The organism is Vallitalea sediminicola (genome assembly GCF_054408565.1).
Genome location: NZ_BTPT01000009.1, coordinates 145,344 through 163,142, shown reverse-complemented (window position 1 = coordinate 163,142; position 17,799 = coordinate 145,344). Strand labels below are relative to the sequence as shown.

The window sequence follows — 17,799 nt, the reverse complement described above, 5'->3', positions numbered from 1 at the left end:
GTTATAGTGTTTTAATGGTATAGGTTAACTATTAGAGTTATAGTACCTTAGAATATTAGGGTTATTGAGTTAATAAAAAACATCTTTCTGTAGTAATATTGCTACACAAAGATGTTTTTTTATGTGAAATATATTAAATGGATGGTTAAAAAAGGCTTTTATGATTCATCTAAAAATATACGAATTTCCTTGACTAGTTTCCTAAATAGTTATACATTTATTATAAGAAAGGTAACACGTGTTACCTTATCCTGATGATGGTTTTATGGAATTATTAAAATCTAAGCCTTTCTTTAATATGGAGGCTATAATAACATAGATTAATTCAAACCAGGAGGTATTTATGAAAGGGAAAACGGAGGTTGAATGGAACAATGTAGAAATAATTGGGGTTAACAAAGAATCGCCTCATATTGTCGCCTTGCCTTACGATAATATTGAGCAAATTATGGATGAGAAAGTATCCAGATGGAAACAGAATCTAAATGGGAGGTGGTATTTTAAATGGGTTGCCAAACCGTCTTATCGTGAGGTCGATTTTTACAAAAGGGACTATGATATACATAATTGGGAACAGATTGAAGTTCCTTCCAATTGGCAATTAAAAGGGTATGGAAAGCCTATGTATCTAAATACTAGATACCCTAGCAGTATTAGACTAAAAAATATTCCTAATGTAAGTACTGATTATAACCCAGTAGGGTCTTATAAAAGAAAGTTTAACATTAATGAAGAATGGTTAGAAAGAAATATTTTTATTAACTTTTCAGGCGTTAACTCAGCATTTTATCTGTGGGTCAATGGACAGAAGGTAGGTTATTCACAGGGGTCTTTCACTCCAGCTGAATTCAATATTACCTCATATGTAGAACTTGGTGAAAATGATCTAGCTGTAGAAGTTTATCGGTGGTGTGACGGCAGCTATTTGGAAGATCAAGATATGTGGCGGCTATCAGGTATATTTAGAGATGTAGATTTGATTAGTAGACCCAAAGAGGAAATAAAGGATTTTTATGTTCATTGTGATTTGGATAATGATTATGGAGAGGCTACATTAATTGTAGATACTAAGGTAGAATGTGAGAGTTATAGTCAGCAACCAATGGTCGAAGTTAAAGTTTTTGATAATGACCATCATGAAGTTTATTGTGATACAAAATATGTTAGTAGTGAAACGCTGAGATTTACAGGGAGGGTAAACTGTCCTCATAAATGGACGGCAGAAACACCATATTTATATAAGGTTATTTTAACATTATTGGATAATAAGCATAATAGGATGGATATTCGCTATTGTCGATTTGGATTTCGTGTTATTCAGATAAAAAATAATCAACTTTATATTAATGGAAAATCAGTACTTATTAAAGGTGTTAACCGTCATGAATTTCATACTGATTACGGTCACGCAGTGCCATATGCTAGGACAGAAAAAGATATTCAACTCTTGAAAGCCAATAATGTTAATGCCATCCGTACTTCTCATTATCCTAATAGTCAATGGTTCTATGAGTTATGTGATATTTATGGTATGTATGTTATGGACGAATGCAACTTAGAAACCCATGGGATTCGTAATAAAATTCCTAGGAGTAAAAATGAATGGATCAAACCCTGCGTTGATAGAATGGAAAGGATGGTTGAAAGAGATAAGAATCATCCTTGCATCATATTCTGGTCACTTGGTAATGAAGCAGGAACTGGAGCAGTTTTTAAGAAAATGAAAGAAGCTGCATTAAATATTGACAATACTAGACCTATTCATTATGAAGGGGATTACGAATTAAATTATTCTGATGTGTTTAGTATGATGTATGCAACTACTCAACAGGTAAATAAAATTGGGCAAAATAAGTCAGTTAGGATAGGATTAGGAGAAAATACAGGTCTATTAGGTCATAAAGTAACAGCAGATATGTATAAAAATAAACCATTCATACTTTGTGAATATGCCCATTGTATGGGAAATAGTCTTGGCAATTTCAAGGATTATATGGAAGCATTTGAAAAACATGAAAGATGTATAGGCGGTTTTATATGGGATTTTTCGGATCAAAGTATACGTAAAAAAACTAAGGATGGTCAAGATATATGGACATATGGAGGAGATTTTGGAGATTATCCAAATGATTATAATTTCTGTGGTAATGGTATTGTAGCAGCCGATAGAACTCCCCATCCTGCACTTTATGAAGTGAAGAAAGTATATCAAAATATTGATGTAGAAGATGTTAATGTACAAAAAGGTATAGTGAATATAAAAAACAAGTATACGTTTATTGATCTGTCATTTGTAAAATTAATATGGGAAGTTATAGAAGACGGTTTAATAATATTAAAAGGAGAGGTTAATGTAGATAATATTCATCCTAATAAGGTGAGTCAGATTAAATTGAACTACAATAACTATGAGTTCAAAAAACATAAGGAATATCATCTGAATGTAAGGTTCATCTTGAAAAATAAAACAGATTGGTTAGATGCAAAAGAAGTAATTGCATGGTCTCAATTAAGATTCAATAATGTAACCCTTATTAAAAACTATCAGGTAAATAATAGTAGTAAAAGTATAATTACCAAGAATAATAGTGATGACATAATTATATACAATGATAAATTCCACGCAGGCATAAATAAGAAAAGTGGAGGAATCAATTCACTCAAGTATAATAATAAAGAATTATTATGTAAGGAATTAAAACCTAATTTTTGGAGAGCGCCAATAGATAATGACAGGCTCTATACATTAAAAGATATATTCCCTATTCTAAAGAAAATGAATATAGGTCATATGTGGAAAAAGGCAACAGACAAAAGGAAGGTAACAGATATTATCATTAATGAGGAAGATGAGAATGTGAAAGTCATTATCAAGTCAAGAGTAATAAATACTGAGGATGGGTTAACAACTACATATACATTCTATCCTAATGGAGCAGTCAAAGTTGAAAATCATATTATACCTCTTAAGGATATGGTAAGATTCGGTATGCAAATGGCTGTCAAAAAGGATTATAATACCATGACTTGGTATGGCAGAGGGTTTCATGAATCTTACGTGGATAGAAAGGAAAGTGCATTGGTTGGTATATATAGTGCATCCTGTGAGGCTTTGGTTCACGACTACTTGGTACCACAAGAGAATGGTAATCGTTCTGATATAAGATGGGCTAAGATAACTAACAAACAAGAAGAGGGCTTCAACGTTATGGATATAACAGGAGAGTTCATAAATATGAGTATGTGGCCTTATACCATGAAGGATCTAGAAGATGTAACACATAGCTATAAATTACCTAGAAGAGATTATAATACAATAAATATTGATTATGGTCAGCGAGGAGTTGGAGGAGATATACCAGCTATGGCATATCTAAAAAAACCTTATAAATTACTACGATATAAAAAATACTACTATGGTTTTATTATAGCTCCTATAGAAAACTATATTACTTAGAGTTTTTAGATAGAGAGGAGAAATGTAATGAATATTGATGAGTTAGATAGCGTTGAAAAACTAGATAGAAGAGATATGACAAGAAATAGAATTGTAAATACATCACTAGAATTATTTTTAAAAGAAGGTTTTAGAGATACAACTATGGCTAGTATCGCTAAAGAATCAGGCATTAGCAGAAAAACATTATACGAATATTTTAAAACTAAAGAAGAAATCACAACTATTATTGATATGTGTCTATTCAGAGAGTATAATAGGATAATGGAAGAATCAATGCCCAGACTATGTGGTAATGGTTATAATAAGTTAAAACAATATTTTGGTCTTATAGATAGTAACATAGATAAATTTAGAGACAGAATAATGTTTACAGGAATGTATGATTACAACGTAAAAACTAATGAATTAAATTCATCCTTAAAAAATGAGTTCTACGATATTATTAAACAATCTACAGGGTATTTAACTGAAATATTGAAACAAGGTATTGAAGATGGATCAATAAAAGGTTGTATAGACCCTTATTTGACAGCTAATACTATAGGGGATTCATGGTTATGCTTAGCACAAAGAGTATTCAGAAGACAAAAAAGTCTAGGTATGTCTGAAGTAGAATGCAGAGAAATGATTACCCTCCAATTATCATTATTCTTGGAAGGTTTAAAAGCCTAAAATTATTATATGAATATGTACATATATTCTTATAGAATTTAATTGACAAGAGATAAAAAAAGGTGTATATTTTTATTGGCATATGCTAATAAATAAACAGATATTTATAGTATTTATTGCATAAAGAGTTCATAAACAGAATGTTTGTTAATTTTTTTATATAAAAAAGTAGTAAATAAAATGATAGGAGTGATTAAATTGGCATCATGTGATACATGTGCATCAAACGGTAATTGCAGTGATAGCAAGAAAGAAAATTGTATGGTAGAAAATAATCCTATTAATAATGTGAAAAATATTATAGGAGTTATGAGTGGAAAAGGTGGAGTAGGGAAATCTACAATATCTGTTATGCTTGCTAATGATTTAGTAAGAAGAGGATATAAAGTAGGATTGTTGGATGCAGATATAACTGGACCAAGTATACCTAGATTATTAGGTTTGCAAGATAAAAGAGCGACTGTTCTAGAGACAGGTATATTACCAGTTTTAGCTGAAAACGGATTGAAAGTGATGTCTCTCAACTTCTTGATCGATGAAGAAAATACACCTGTTATTTGGAGAGGTCCTATTATTTCAGGAACAGTAAAACAATTTTGGACAGATGTACTCTGGGAAGATTTGGATTATTTAGTAGTGGACTTGCCACCAGGAACTGGTGATGTAGCACTTACAGTTATGCAAGTAATGCCTATTACAGGTGTAGTAATGGTTTCAGTACCTCATGATATGGTATCTATGATTGTAGAAAAAGCAATCAATATGACTAAAAAAATGGATGTAGATGTTATTGGTGTCGTTGAAAATATGAGTTACATCAAATGTCCAGATTGTGGTAAAACCATTAAAATGTTTGAAGGAAATACTGAGGAATTCTTAGATAAAATGGGTATTAAATTATTAGGTGAATTACCAATGACTAAGGAAATTGCAAGAGATGGAATCAATAAGTCAGATGAAATAGCTAAGATGTTTGAAAAAATAACAGATGGAATAATTGAAGAATAATTATTATGCCAAGACCAAAAAAGTGTAGGAAAGTGGACTTTTTCCCTGAGTATACCTATTTTAAGCCTATTGATAAATCTGATGACCAGTTAGAAGAAGTTATTCTTAATCTAGAAGAATTAGAAGCTATGAGACTGAAGGATATTGAGAAATTAAATCAAGAGAAGTGTGCAGAAAAAATGCATATTTCTAGACAAACTTTCCAAAACATCATTGATAGTGCTAGGCAAAAAGTTACTAAAGCTTTGACTGGTGGTATGGCAATAAATATTACAGGAGGTATTTATTGCTCAAAAAAATGTAAAGTAGTTTGTCAAGATTGTAATCATGAATATGATTTTGATTTTTCAAATTCAATAGAATGTCCTATATGTAAATCAACTAAAATCTATTGTAAGAAAAAACAACAGATATGTAATAGAATAATTAAATAGTAGCTGGTTAATTCAACCACGCAAATATATTGAACACAATATGTATAATATGCATATTGTGTTTTTGTCTATGAGAATAACGTGATATTGTAGCTTGTTGCTTAAAAAAATTCACTGATTGTAAAATAATCTTAATAAAATAAAATTAATTTTCCTTTGACTTTTATTATAAATTGCTTTTTGATATAATAGCTATGTAATATTTTACTTTTACATAAACTAAAAAGAAACTAGATATATATGATGGATACACTTTTTATAGATATTTATCATATATAAATGATGCTTACTAGAAAATATAGTAAAAAATTGAATATGGTGCTGTCTTAAAATATATTATGATATCTGTGTTTTAAGACAACCTCATAAATACTATGCGGGGTGGTCAAATGAATATTTCAGTAGAATCAATGAGCATAATCAATAACATATTTGATAATGCGTATGAAGATGGACGAAAAACTCTATATGAACATGAAGTATATATGGTACTTAAGAGTATAGGACTTGATGTTCCGAAATTTGTATTTATAAAAGATGCAAATGATTTAACAGAAAAAATGTTAGAAAAATTCGGTCGTGATATTGTTGTGAAAATTGTTTCATCGGATATTTCCCATAAACAGAAATTAGGTGGAGTAAAAGTTGTAAAAAATCATGAAACATTATATGTGGGATACGTATTAGATAAAATGCGTAAAGAAGTACTTTCTCATTTTGAAGATGAGCCTAAGATTGAAGGTTTTTTGATAGTTGAATTTATTCCACATACACAAAGTATAGGATATGAAGTACTTATTGGTTCTAAAGATGATTCGTCATTTGGTCCTGTAATAACATTTACAAAAGGTGGAGATGATGCAGAATTTTTTGCTAAGTATTATGATCCTGCTAATCTGTTTCTTCCTCCTTTTAGGTATGATAAAGCGTTGGAGCTGGTTAATGATATGAACATTTGTCATAAATTCAAAGATATAGGTCATGAAGAATATCTTGAACTAATGGCAAAAGCAGCAAGTTTGATTAGTTCTTTTGCCTTCCACTATTCAACTGCATGTAAAGAAAAGACTAGGTATATTGTAAAAGCTCTTGACATAAATCCGTTTGTAATAACAAAAGATAATAGATTTATCGCTGTAGATGGATTTGCACAATTTGAAAAAGTTGAAGAGAATAAGGAAATAATGAGAGAAGTTAATGTTAGAAATATAGAACCATTTTTTAATCCAAAAGGAATAGCTGTAATTGGTGTTTCAGCAAATCTAGATAAACATAGTATGGGTAGAGAAATAGCTAAACTATTACATGATCTGGGTAGAGAAGATATATATTTTGTCAATATAAAAGGTGGAAAAACAGTTATTGGTGATAAAGAATATACACTATATAAAAGTATTGATGAAATACCAGTAGAAACTGAATTAGCAGTTTATGTAGCTAAAGCAAAATATGTATTTTCATTTTTTGATGAAATGAAGACCAATATTCCAAAATCAGTAGTGCTTATTCCTGGGATTCCTTCTGATATGAAGTATGATGAATTCAAAGGAAATCTGTCAAAAGTGATACCTGAAGATGTTAGAGTCATTGGACCAAACTGCATGGGCGTTTTCTATGGAGATGATGAGAATAACCTAGGAATCAATACATTATTTATTGACGAAGAAAGATTAGAATTAAATACATGTGAAGATAGTAATACTGTATTTTTAACTCAAAGCGGTGGTATGGCCCTTACTTTGATTGATAAATTTAGTCATCTAAAAATATTTAAATCAGTAGTCAGTTTCGGTAATAAATATGATGTTAAGATCGTAGATCTAATCAAGTATTTTGCCCCAAAAGAAGATATTAGCAATATAGCCCTCTACGTTGAAGGTTTTGACGAAGGGGAAGGAAGAAAATTCTATGAGTTGGCAAAAGGAATTGACAAACCAATTATTATATATAAATCTGGTAAAACAGATGCAGGTGCTAAGGCGGCAGCTTCTCATACTGCGGCTATGACAGGTGATTATGATGTGTTTAAAGCTGTATGTGAGCAAGCAGGAGTCATCTTGATTGATGATATAAAAACATATTATGATTGTATAAAAGCATTCTCGTTACTGGCTAATAAAAAGGTAAAAGGAAGAAAAGTTGCTGGTGTAGTTAATGCTGGATTTGAAGCTACTATAGCAGCAGATGAATTAGGTAATCTTGAGTTAGCAACTCTCAGTGAAGAAACTAATGAAAGATTAAAACAGCTTAACTACCATGGACTTATAGATACATCTTCTTCAATAATTGATGTAACTCCTATGACAGAAGATGTTTTATATGCTAAATATATTGAAGCTATAATTCAGGATGATGCTGTAGATGCTATGTTTGTAAGTATTGTACCACATGCTAATGATCTAAGAGCTTTACCAAACTCATGTTATGATGATGATAGTTTAGCTAATTCACTTGTAAGATTGGTGAAAAAATATAATAAACCTATTACAGTTTCTGTTAATGCTGGCAAGTTTTATCGTGAATTCGTATCAATAATGGAAGAAGGTAAAGTAGCTGTATACGATGATATAAGATCATCAGTAAAAGCATTAGATACATATGTATCATACAATACAAGAATCAATAAATAGTTATTGACTAGAAACGAAATAAGGGGTATAAATTATACCTCTTATTTTTATGCTTAATTCTAAAATAAAAGCCATATGTATATTGACATGAAATAATATTATAGTATAATTAAGTTACAAATAAATTATTAATAGTTACATATATGATACTAAGGAGATGTATATTATGAAGAAAAAACCAAATATCTTATTTATTTTTTCAGACCAACAGAGATGGGATACAGTTGGATGTTATGGGCAACCGTTAGATATAACCCCTAATCTAGATAGTTTAGCTAAAGATGGAGTTAGAATAGAAAATGCTTTCACGTGTCAACCGGTTTGCGGTCCTGCAAGAGCATGTTTACAAACTGGTAAATATGCTACAGAGACTGGATGTTATCGTAATGCCATAGCTTTACCATTAGATGCAAAAACAGTTCCTAGATACTTATCACAAGCTGGTTACGAAGTGGGATATGTAGGTAAGTGGCATTTAGCTTCCACAGGATATGATTCCAATGAGGATATTGGTGAAGTCTGTAATTATGAAACAACAGCTATCCCTCCTGAAAGAAGAGGGGGATATAAGGATTATTGGGTAGCAGCTGATGTACTAGAATTTACTTCTCATGGGTATGATGGTTATATGTTCAGAGATATGGAAAAAGTAGAATTCAAAGGCTACAGAGTAGATGCTACAACAGATTTTGTAATTGATTATCTGGAAGGTTATACTGGAGAAAAACCATTTTTCTTATTTACATCATATATTGAACCACATCATCAAAATGATCGTAACCGATACGAAGGTCCTGATGGATCTAGAGAAAGATTTAAAGATTATGTACCACCAAAAGACTTAACTTGCAATACTGAAAAAGGTGATTGGGAAGAAAATTATCCGGATTATCTAGGGTGCTGTGCAAGTCTTGATGAGAACGTAGGAAGAATACGAAAGAAATTAAGAGAGTTAGGATTAGAAGATGATACACTTATTATATATACAAGTGATCACGGTTCACATTTTAGAACAAGAAACAAGGAATATAAACGAACTTGTCATGAAAGTGCAATCAGGATTCCTATGATTCTTAATGGTCCAGGGTTCAGAGGGGGCAAAGTTATTAAAGAACTAGTAAGCTTAATTGATTTACCAGCTACTATACTGAACAGCGCAGGTATTGAACAACCACAAGATATGCAAGGATATCCAATTCAACAAGTAGTGAATGATGAAGATGTTAGGTGGCAACAAGAAGTGTTTTTACAAATTAGCGAGAGTCAATTGGGGAGAGCGATAAGAACAGATAAATGGAAATATTGTATTACTGCACCAGATAAATCAGGGGGAGCAGATTCTCATAGTGATACATATGTTGAAACTTTTTTGTATGACTTGGAAAAAGATCCATGTGAATTGATTAATCTTGTTAAAGACCCAGCTTATACAGAAATAAGAAAAGAACTAGCTGTTCGACTCATTAATAGAATGAAAGAAGCAAATGAATTGGAACCTACAATTTTACCAGCAAAAATATAAAATCAAGTGAAATATATTGAACTTGTGGAAATTGGTAAATGATTAAGTTCAATGTGATATAATAGTCCTGAATGTACTAGTAGTACTATTGAATAAATTAATCAGAGGTGACTATATAATGGAACAAAAGAGTGTAGCTCCAGCATTAACAAGAGGGTTAACCATACTTGAAATAGTGGCAAAAGAAGGAGTCATAGGATTTAATGAGCTAAAAGAAAAGATGGATTTACATGCAACGACAGTTAACCGACTCATAAAAGTTCTGATGGATGAAGAATATCTTACTAAAAATCAAAATAGCAAATATACACTTGGGATAAAACTTTTGAATCTGTCGAATCAAGAAACTTTTTGGAATAAAATTATACAAAAATTAAATAATAGTATGGAACAGATTAATGATAAGTATGGTATTACTGTATTGTTAACAGCATTGGATAAAGATAAAGCTACTGTAATTTATAAAATCATTGAGTCATCAAATCTAGGTATGTTAGAAGTTGGAAATACTCATTATGATTTAATGAATTTTCCTTGGGGTATTATATATATAGCTGAGCAGAGTGAGAATAAACGAGAAGAATTAATAGAAAAGTCATATAATGACCCATCACGTAATATGAATGTCGTTGATAGAAAAGAGATTGATACATTAATTATTGAGGCCAATAAAAAGAAATATGTGGATGATAAAGGATTATTTTTCAATGGTAGAAGATTTGCTGTTCCTATCTTCTTATCCAATGGTAAGTTAATAGGTGCACTATGTTCAGGGTCTAATAAGGAAAATCTTAAGAATATTTCTATTGATGATTTAATTAAGGAGATGAAAGAAGCAGTAAAAGGATTAGATCTATAGCTATCTCATCTTGAAAGATAATAAATTTAATCTTGACTAATTAATAAAGGTAATATATTATTAAGTTAACAAAAATTAAAAAATGACATATAATAATAGTAATTAATACTAATAATTAGACAACCTAGGTTTTTGTTGATTATAGTAATTGAGAATATATACAACTATATTATATCTAGAAGCTTTGATAGGAAGAGTAGTTTTATAGATCTTAAAAGAGATGGAGTGTCACCGGCTGAGAGCATTCCTTAAGTGAAGTTGAATGAAGTGCATCCTTGAGCTTATTCAGTGAAATACAGTAGCTGGATACGGGGCTGACCGTTATACAGTTTGAAGTTGGAATAAGTATATTTATTCAAGAAGAGTGGAACCGCGGAATAACTTCGTCTCTTATCTATTAAGAGATGGAGTTTTTTTATTACAAAAATGGAAAGATCTAATTAAGAAGTTCTTTGATTTCGCTATGTTACTGAGTCGCTTTTTAATTGACTTAATGTGTACAACAAGGAGTGTGATAATATGGGACTAATCAAATATATCAAAGAAGAGATAAATGTAATCAAAGATAGAGATCCAGCTATAAAATCGTCTTCAGAAGTATTCCTTTACGGTAGTTATAAAGCTATAATGAGTTATAGAGTAGCTCACATGCTTTTTAAGAAAAAGCACTATTTTTTAGCTAGATGGGTTTCTCAAAGAGCAGCAAGAAAAACAGGAATAGAAATTCATCCTGGAGCTACCATTGGCAAAAATCTATTTATAGACCATGGGCATGGAGTAGTTATTGGTGAAACATGTGAGATTGGTGATAATGTAACTATTTATCAAGGAGTTACCCTTGGTGGAACAGGAAAAGAACATGGGAAGAGACATCCTACTATAGGAAATAATGTTATGATAAGTGCAGGAGCGAAAGTATTGGGTTCATTTAATATTGGTGACAACTGTAGAATAGGGGCAGGTTCAGTTGTACTTAATGAAATACCGCCTAATTGTACTGTTGTTGGTATACCTGCAAGGGTGGTCCGTAGAAACAATGAAAAAGTATCTCCCTGCGATACTCTTGACCAAACCCATCTACCAGACCCAGTTAGAATGGAAATGTGCAAATTATTATCAAGAATAGAACGATTAGAACAAAAGGTAGCATCAATACCACCTGAAGATTACTTTAAATTATTTAATCGTGAAAAAATAAGTAGATAAGAAGATAAATCAGATATAAGAAAGGAAAGGATAAAATGAAAATATATAATACTTTATCTAACAAAAAAGAGACATTTGAATCAATCGAAGAAGGAAAAGTAAGGATGTATGTTTGTGGTCCAACAGTATACAACTATATTCATATAGGTAATGCTAGACCTTTAATAGTGTTTGATACTGTCAGAAAATATTTCGAGTACAAAAATTATGATGTTGTATATGTATCTAACTTCACTGATATAGATGACAAGATAATAAAAAAAGCAAATGAAGAAGGGGTAGATTATAGCGAGATTTCAAGAAGATATATGAAAGAATTCTTGATTGATTCAGAAGGATTGAATGTTAAACCTGCTACTATTTATCCAAAAGCCACAGAAGAGATAGATGGAATGATTAAGATGATTGAGAAGCTTATTGAAAAAGAATATGCTTATGAAGTTAATGGTAGTGTTTATTTTGCAACTAAAAAGTTCAAATCATATGGTAAATTATCTAATAAGAAACAAGAGGATTTGGAAGCTGGAGCTAGAATTGCTGTTGATGAAGAAAAAAGAAATCCAATGGATTTTGTATTATGGAAACCAAAAAAAGATGGAGAACCTGCATGGAAATCACCTTGGGGTGAAGGTAGACCGGGATGGCATATAGAGTGTTCAGTAATGGCAAAGAAATACCTTGGAGATAGTATAGATATACATGCTGGTGGAGAAGATCTTGTTTTCCCACATCATGAGAATGAAATAGCACAAAGTGAAGCAGTTAATGATAAACAATTCTCTAAATACTGGATGCACAATAGATTTGTTAATGTAGATAATAAGAAAATGTCAAAATCTCTAGGTAATTTCTTTACAGTAAGAGAAATAGTTGATGAATTCTCTTATGATGTGATAAGATTCTTTATGCTGAATGTACATTATAGAAGTCCTATCAATTTCAGTAGAGAGCTAATTCAAGCAGCAGCTAATGGGCTTGAAAGAATACAAACAAGCAGAGATAATTTAGAGTATTTACTAAAGAGTGTACAAAATGATAACTATAATGAAAAAGAATCCGTATTGATTAAAGAAAATGAATTAGCAAAATATAAAACTAAATTTGAGACTGCTATGGAAGACGATTTCAATACTGCAGATGCAATATCCTCCATATTCGAATTAGTTAAATTCGCTAATAAAAATACAGACACAGAATCTTCTGAAAGATTTATTGAAGATATTATTATACTAATAGATGAACTATGTGGTATACTAGGAATAGTAAGTAAGAAAAAGGAAATTCTGTTAGATGAGGAAATTAATGATTTAATTGAGAAAAGACAACAAGCTCGTAAAGACAGAGATTTTGCATTGGCAGATGAAATAAGAGATGATTTAAAAGACAAAGATATTATTCTTGAAGATACACGTGAAGGTGTACGCTGGCATAGAGGATAATAGGTTACTTATGAGAAAGGAATGGAATTAATGCAAGATTTTATTGACTACTTTAAAGATAGTCTTGATATAAAAGACATAAATCCGAAGCAATATTCTCCCTTAGTTCTTGCATATATTGGAGATAGTGTATTTGATTTAATAATAAAATCGAAAGTAATAGCAGAGGGTAATTCACCTGTTAATAGATTGCATAAAAAAACAAGTAATTATGTAAAGGCATCAGCACAAGCTAAGATATTTAGAAAGATTGAAGATATATTGACTGATGAAGAATTAAGTATATATAAAAGAGGAAGAAACGCTAAATCAGGGACAGTACCTAAAAATGCGGATTTAATTGACTACAGAATTGCAACTGGTTTTGAGGCACTAATAGGTTTTCTATATCTGGATAATAGGTTTAAAAGAATCGTTGAATTAATTGTAAGAGGAGTAAAAGAATGACTACACAAACGAAAACATTTGTTAAAGGGGCAATGATTCTTTCGCTTGCAGGTTTAATTGCAAAAATATTTAGTGCTCTATATAGAATACCTTTGGCTTATTTAGTTGGAACAGAAGGAATTGGATATTACACTACAGTATATCCATTATATTCATTGTTGGTTTCTGCATCACTAGTAGGAATACCAAACGCTCTATCCAAGCTTACATCTGAGAAAATAGCTAAGGAAGATTATTATAACGCACACTATATTTATAAATATTCGATGATTATAATTAGTATATTCGGTGCATTCATATCATTGTTTATGGTACTTGGTGTAGATCAAATTATTAATATGGGTGACTGGCCTGATGAATCCAGATATGTAATATATGGACTAGCTGTGTCCCCTGTATTTATATCTATCACAGGAGCTTTTAAAGGATATTTTCAAGGTATGCAGATAATGGTGCCTACTGCTTTGACTCAAATAATTGAAAACATTACAAAAGTAGTGCTAGGTATTGGTATTACTTATATGCTCATACAAATGAATCATAGTGTACCATATTCTGTAGGTGGAGCAGCACTTGGAACATCCTTAGGATTTTTAGTTTCTACAATATTTATTATTTTATATTATATTAGAAAAAGAAAACAAATTAATAAACAGGTTTATGCTACTTTAAGTAAAAATCATATTAAATTTGGAGAAGTTGCAAAAAAACTTGTAGTGATTGCTATTCCTATAACGATTGTTTCTGCGGCATACTCTATCATGAATTTGATAGATTCTAGTACTATATATAAAAGATTAGGAGCTATCTTTATTGATAAACAACAAGCGGTTGATATGTATGGACAAATGGGTAATGCTTTTACAATAATCAATGTACCCTTAACAATAAGTTTGGCGCTTATGATTAGTATTGTTCCTGCTGTATCAGTCGCAGTTGCTAAGAAAAATACTGCTGATTTAGTAGCTAAGATAAAATTAGCCATCAGATTTGCACTTTTACTTGCTTTACCAGCAGCAGTAGGGCTCTTTTTGCTTGCTGAACCGATTATGGAATTACTGTATCCTACGTCAGCAGGTTATGAGTATTTAATGTTATATGGTATTTGCTTAGTATTTATAATACTAGGACAGGCATTAGCAGGTATTTTACAAGGAATGGGTAAATATTTTTTCCCATTGGCATCTCTTGCTATAAGTGTAGTTATAAAAATCATAATAAATTATTATTTAGTAGCAAGTGATTTACAATTAAAGGGAGCAATTATTGGCTCAATATGTTATTATGTGGTATATGTCTCATTAAATTATTTAATGATCAAAAAAGAAACTAAACTAAAACTTGATGTTAGTAAGATAATAATTAAACCCATATTATCAGCAGGAATTATGGGATTAGGAGTTTATGCAATTTATCATGGTATGTATAAGCTGATTAATAGTAATACATTATCAACTCTTCTAGCTATTATATCTGGCATGATTATATATGTGGTTATGCTGATATTAACAAAATCGCTACAAGAAGAAGATTTTGCATTCATCCCTAATAATGAAAAGATTGTTAGTAAACTAAAAGGTATGAAACTTATTAAATGACAAGAGAGGAAAAGTAATGGATAATACAGAATTGATTTTAGAAGGAAGAAATGCTATAACAGAAGCTTTAAAAGCTGATAGAAGTATAGATAAACTTTTTATTTTAGATGGTAAACATGATGGACCAGTAAAAAAGATTGTTTCCGAAGCTAGAAAAAAGAATATAGTTGTTAATTTTGTGAGTAAAGATAAATTAAATGATATCTCAGTAACTAAAAAACATCAAGGCGTGATAGCTTATGCAGCAGCATATGATTATGTCGAGGTAGAAGATATTATTAAGTATGCTAATGATAAAGGTGAAGCACCTTTCATAATAATCTTAGATAGTATTGAAGATCCTCATAACCTAGGTGCAATTCTTAGAACAGCTAATATTGCTGGTGTACATGGTGTAATAATACCTAAGAGAAGAGCGGTTGGATTAACAGCTACAGTAGCCAAAACTTCAGCTGGTGCTATAGAACATACTAGAGTGGCAAGAGTAATTAATGTCGCTAGGACTATTGATGAACTCAAGAAACAAGGTTTTTGGATAGCCTGTGCTGATACGGAAGGAGAACTTATGTATAATGTTGATTTAAAGGGTTCCCTTGCTATAGTGATTGGTAATGAAGGAGAAGGAGTTTCAAGAAATGTAAAAGACAAATGTGACTTTATAGTCAAAGTACCAATGAAGGGTGAGATAACTTCTCTCAATGCTTCAGTTGCAGCAGGTATACTAACTTATGAAGCTCTTAGACAAAGAGAATATAACTAAAATAATGCTATAATATAGCTTTTGAATTATCATCTAACCACTATATGTTTATATAGTGGTAGAGATACTATAATAAAACCTAACGAAAATTCTAATAGAACTATTCTTAATTTCAACACGAGTTGGTTGTATTCTAATCAAGATGATGAAAATTATAAATCTATTACTTGTGATGAATCAAGATTTATATCAACAGTAGCTCAAATCTATGTAAACGGTACCCATATCAGATAATGGTAATGGCATAAGAGAGATTACCATTAAAGAATGCTGTAATTACATTTACAAACTAGAAATTATATAGTATACTTAAATATGCTTTCAAATTAACTTGGAAGGCGGATATGTTTTGACACGAGAATTTCTATTAGTAGATGGATACAATATTATTTATGCTTGGGACAAGCTAAGAAAAGCAGTGGAAGAAGAAAGTTTGGAAATAGCCAGAAAAAAGTTATTGGACACAATGTCTAATTATCAAGGTTATAAAAAAATCAAAGTCATAGTTGTATTTGACGCACATAGAGTAAAAGGAACTAGAAATATAGGAAAATATAATAATATAGATGTAGTATTTACAAAAGAAGTTGAAACAGCAGATCATTATATTGAAAAAGTTGCCCATTCAATAGGCAGAGATTATAGAGTAAGAGTTGCTACATCAGATGGTTTAGAACAAACTATAATACTAGGAAAAGGTGCAAGTCGTATATCAGCTAGAGAATTACATAATGAAGTTAATAAGATAGAAAATGATATTAGAAAGAATTACATTGAAAAAGTTCAAATTGATAATAATCGTTTAGAAGGTCACCTAGACCCTAAAGTTTTAGAGTGGATGGAAAAGATGCGTAGAAAATGATAGAGGGGTTGATGTAGTTGGATTATGCTACTTGGTACGACGATTCATATGTTACGTATTCAGATGAACAACTTGTGGAATTAGTGCGAGAAGGAGATAATGAAGCTCTTGATTATTTAATGAACAAGTATAAAATTTTAGTTGAAAAGAAAGCAAAGTCATATTTCTTAATTGGGGCTAGTAGAGATGATATTATTCAAGAAGGTATGATTGGACTCTTTAAAGCAATTCGTGATTTTAAAGAAGAAAAAACTGCGTCCTTTTATTCTTTTGCAGATTTATGTGTTACTAGACAGATAATATCTGCTGTAAAGGCATCAACTAGACAAAAGCATCTTCCGTTAAATTCATATATTTCATTAAATAAACCTTCTTATGAAGAAGAAAATGATAAAACGACTTTAATAGATAAGATGCCTTCTAGAAAAATAATTAATCCGGAAGATTTATTGATTGGACAAGAGAATCTAAGTATTATTGAGCATGAACTCAATGAGAGACTTAGTAAACTGGAAAAAGAAGTTTTACAAAGTTATATATATGGTAAAAGTTATGTTGAAATTGCTGGTAATCTAAACAGACCTGTGAAATCCATAGATAATGCATTGCAGAGAATTAAGAAAAAAGTTGAACTTATCTTGATAGAAAAGGGAGTATAATAATACTTGACAAATATTATAACTTATTATAAAATTAGTCGGTATGCTGAAGTAACTCAGTTCGGTAGAGTACTTGCATGGTAAGCAAGAAGTCGGCAGTTCAAGTCTGCTCTTCAGCTTTATTTGCCCAAAATTAAGGGTTAAACGTAAAAGGTGTGTATAAGTAAAATAGACTCAGTTTAGAAATTGTATTATCTAAACTGAGTCTATTTTTATATATTAGAGAAAGTCCCTTTAATTCTA

At 30.8% G+C, this 17,799-nt stretch carries 14 protein-coding genes, 1 tRNA gene and 1 other annotated feature; all 15 genes read left to right on the top strand.

From position 1 onward, the window contains the following. The first annotated feature begins 343 nt into the window (after positions 1–343). Positions 344–3,457, top strand: a complete 3,114-nt coding sequence (gene lacZ, locus ACX6CF_RS04335; protein WP_458784073.1) for a beta-galactosidase, LacZ type — start codon at positions 344–346, stop codon at positions 3,455–3,457. Positions 3,458–3,484: 27 nt separating this feature from the next. After that, a complete protein-coding gene (locus ACX6CF_RS04330) occupies positions 3,485–4,132 on the top strand; it encodes a TetR/AcrR family transcriptional regulator (protein ID WP_458784072.1) in 648 nt (215 codons plus the stop codon). A 198-nt stretch (positions 4,133–4,330) separates the two neighbouring features. Then, positions 4,331–5,140, top strand: coding sequence for an Mrp/NBP35 family ATP-binding protein (locus tag ACX6CF_RS04325; protein ID WP_458784071.1), 810 nt, complete (start codon positions 4,331–4,333; stop codon positions 5,138–5,140). A 5-nt stretch (positions 5,141–5,145) separates the two neighbouring features. Further along, on the top strand, positions 5,146–5,574 hold the full coding sequence (locus tag ACX6CF_RS04320) for a DUF134 domain-containing protein (protein WP_458784070.1): 429 nt from the start codon (positions 5,146–5,148) through the stop codon (positions 5,572–5,574). Between the two features lie 389 nt (positions 5,575–5,963). Further along, a complete protein-coding gene (locus ACX6CF_RS04315) occupies positions 5,964–8,204 on the top strand; it encodes an acetate--CoA ligase family protein (protein ID WP_458784069.1) in 2,241 nt (746 codons plus the stop codon). 166 nt (positions 8,205–8,370) lie between these two features. Further along, positions 8,371–9,726 carry a sulfatase-like hydrolase/transferase gene (locus tag ACX6CF_RS04310; protein ID WP_458784068.1) on the top strand — a complete coding sequence of 452 codons (1,356 nt, stop codon included), beginning with the start codon at positions 8,371–8,373 and terminating at the stop codon, positions 9,724–9,726. Between the two features lie 118 nt (positions 9,727–9,844). Next, positions 9,845–10,585: an IclR family transcriptional regulator domain-containing protein gene (locus ACX6CF_RS04305; protein ID WP_458784067.1), complete on the top strand. Its 741-nt coding sequence runs from the start codon at positions 9,845–9,847 to the stop codon at positions 10,583–10,585. A gap of 175 nt (positions 10,586–10,760) precedes the next feature. Further along, positions 10,761–10,979 (top strand) — a binding site (T-box leader). A 125-nt stretch (positions 10,980–11,104) separates the two neighbouring features. Continuing rightward, the gene (gene epsC / locus ACX6CF_RS04300; RefSeq protein WP_458784066.1) at positions 11,105–11,791 is read left to right on the top strand and encodes a serine O-acetyltransferase EpsC; all 687 of its coding nucleotides are present in this window, start codon (positions 11,105–11,107) and stop codon (positions 11,789–11,791) included. A gap of 35 nt (positions 11,792–11,826) precedes the next feature. Beyond that, a complete protein-coding gene (cysS, locus tag ACX6CF_RS04295; RefSeq protein WP_458784065.1) occupies positions 11,827–13,230 on the top strand; it encodes a cysteine--tRNA ligase in 1,404 nt (467 codons plus the stop codon). Positions 13,231–13,260: 30 nt separating this feature from the next. Further along, positions 13,261–13,677 carry a Mini-ribonuclease 3 gene (locus ACX6CF_RS04290; RefSeq protein ID WP_458784064.1) on the top strand — a complete coding sequence of 139 codons (417 nt, stop codon included), beginning with the start codon at positions 13,261–13,263 and terminating at the stop codon, positions 13,675–13,677. Then, the gene (locus ACX6CF_RS04285) at positions 13,674–15,275 is read left to right on the top strand and encodes a putative polysaccharide biosynthesis protein (RefSeq protein WP_458784063.1); all 1,602 of its coding nucleotides are present in this window, start codon (positions 13,674–13,676) and stop codon (positions 15,273–15,275) included. Before ACX6CF_RS04290 ends, ACX6CF_RS04285 begins: the two co-directional genes overlap by 4 nt. A gap of 16 nt (positions 15,276–15,291) precedes the next feature. Beyond that, on the top strand, positions 15,292–16,035 hold the full coding sequence (gene rlmB / locus ACX6CF_RS04280) for a 23S rRNA (guanosine(2251)-2'-O)-methyltransferase RlmB (protein ID WP_458784062.1): 744 nt from the start codon (positions 15,292–15,294) through the stop codon (positions 16,033–16,035). A 349-nt stretch (positions 16,036–16,384) separates the two neighbouring features. Next, a complete protein-coding gene (locus ACX6CF_RS04275) occupies positions 16,385–16,897 on the top strand; it encodes an NYN domain-containing protein (RefSeq protein ID WP_458784061.1) in 513 nt (170 codons plus the stop codon). A gap of 17 nt (positions 16,898–16,914) precedes the next feature. Beyond that, complete coding sequence (gene sigH / locus ACX6CF_RS04270; protein WP_458784060.1) at positions 16,915–17,556, top strand: RNA polymerase sporulation sigma factor SigH; 642 nt, start codon at positions 16,915–16,917, stop codon at positions 17,554–17,556. A 45-nt stretch (positions 17,557–17,601) separates the two neighbouring features. Then, positions 17,602–17,675 (top strand) — tRNA-Thr (locus ACX6CF_RS04265). The last annotated feature ends 124 nt before the right edge of the window (positions 17,676–17,799 follow it).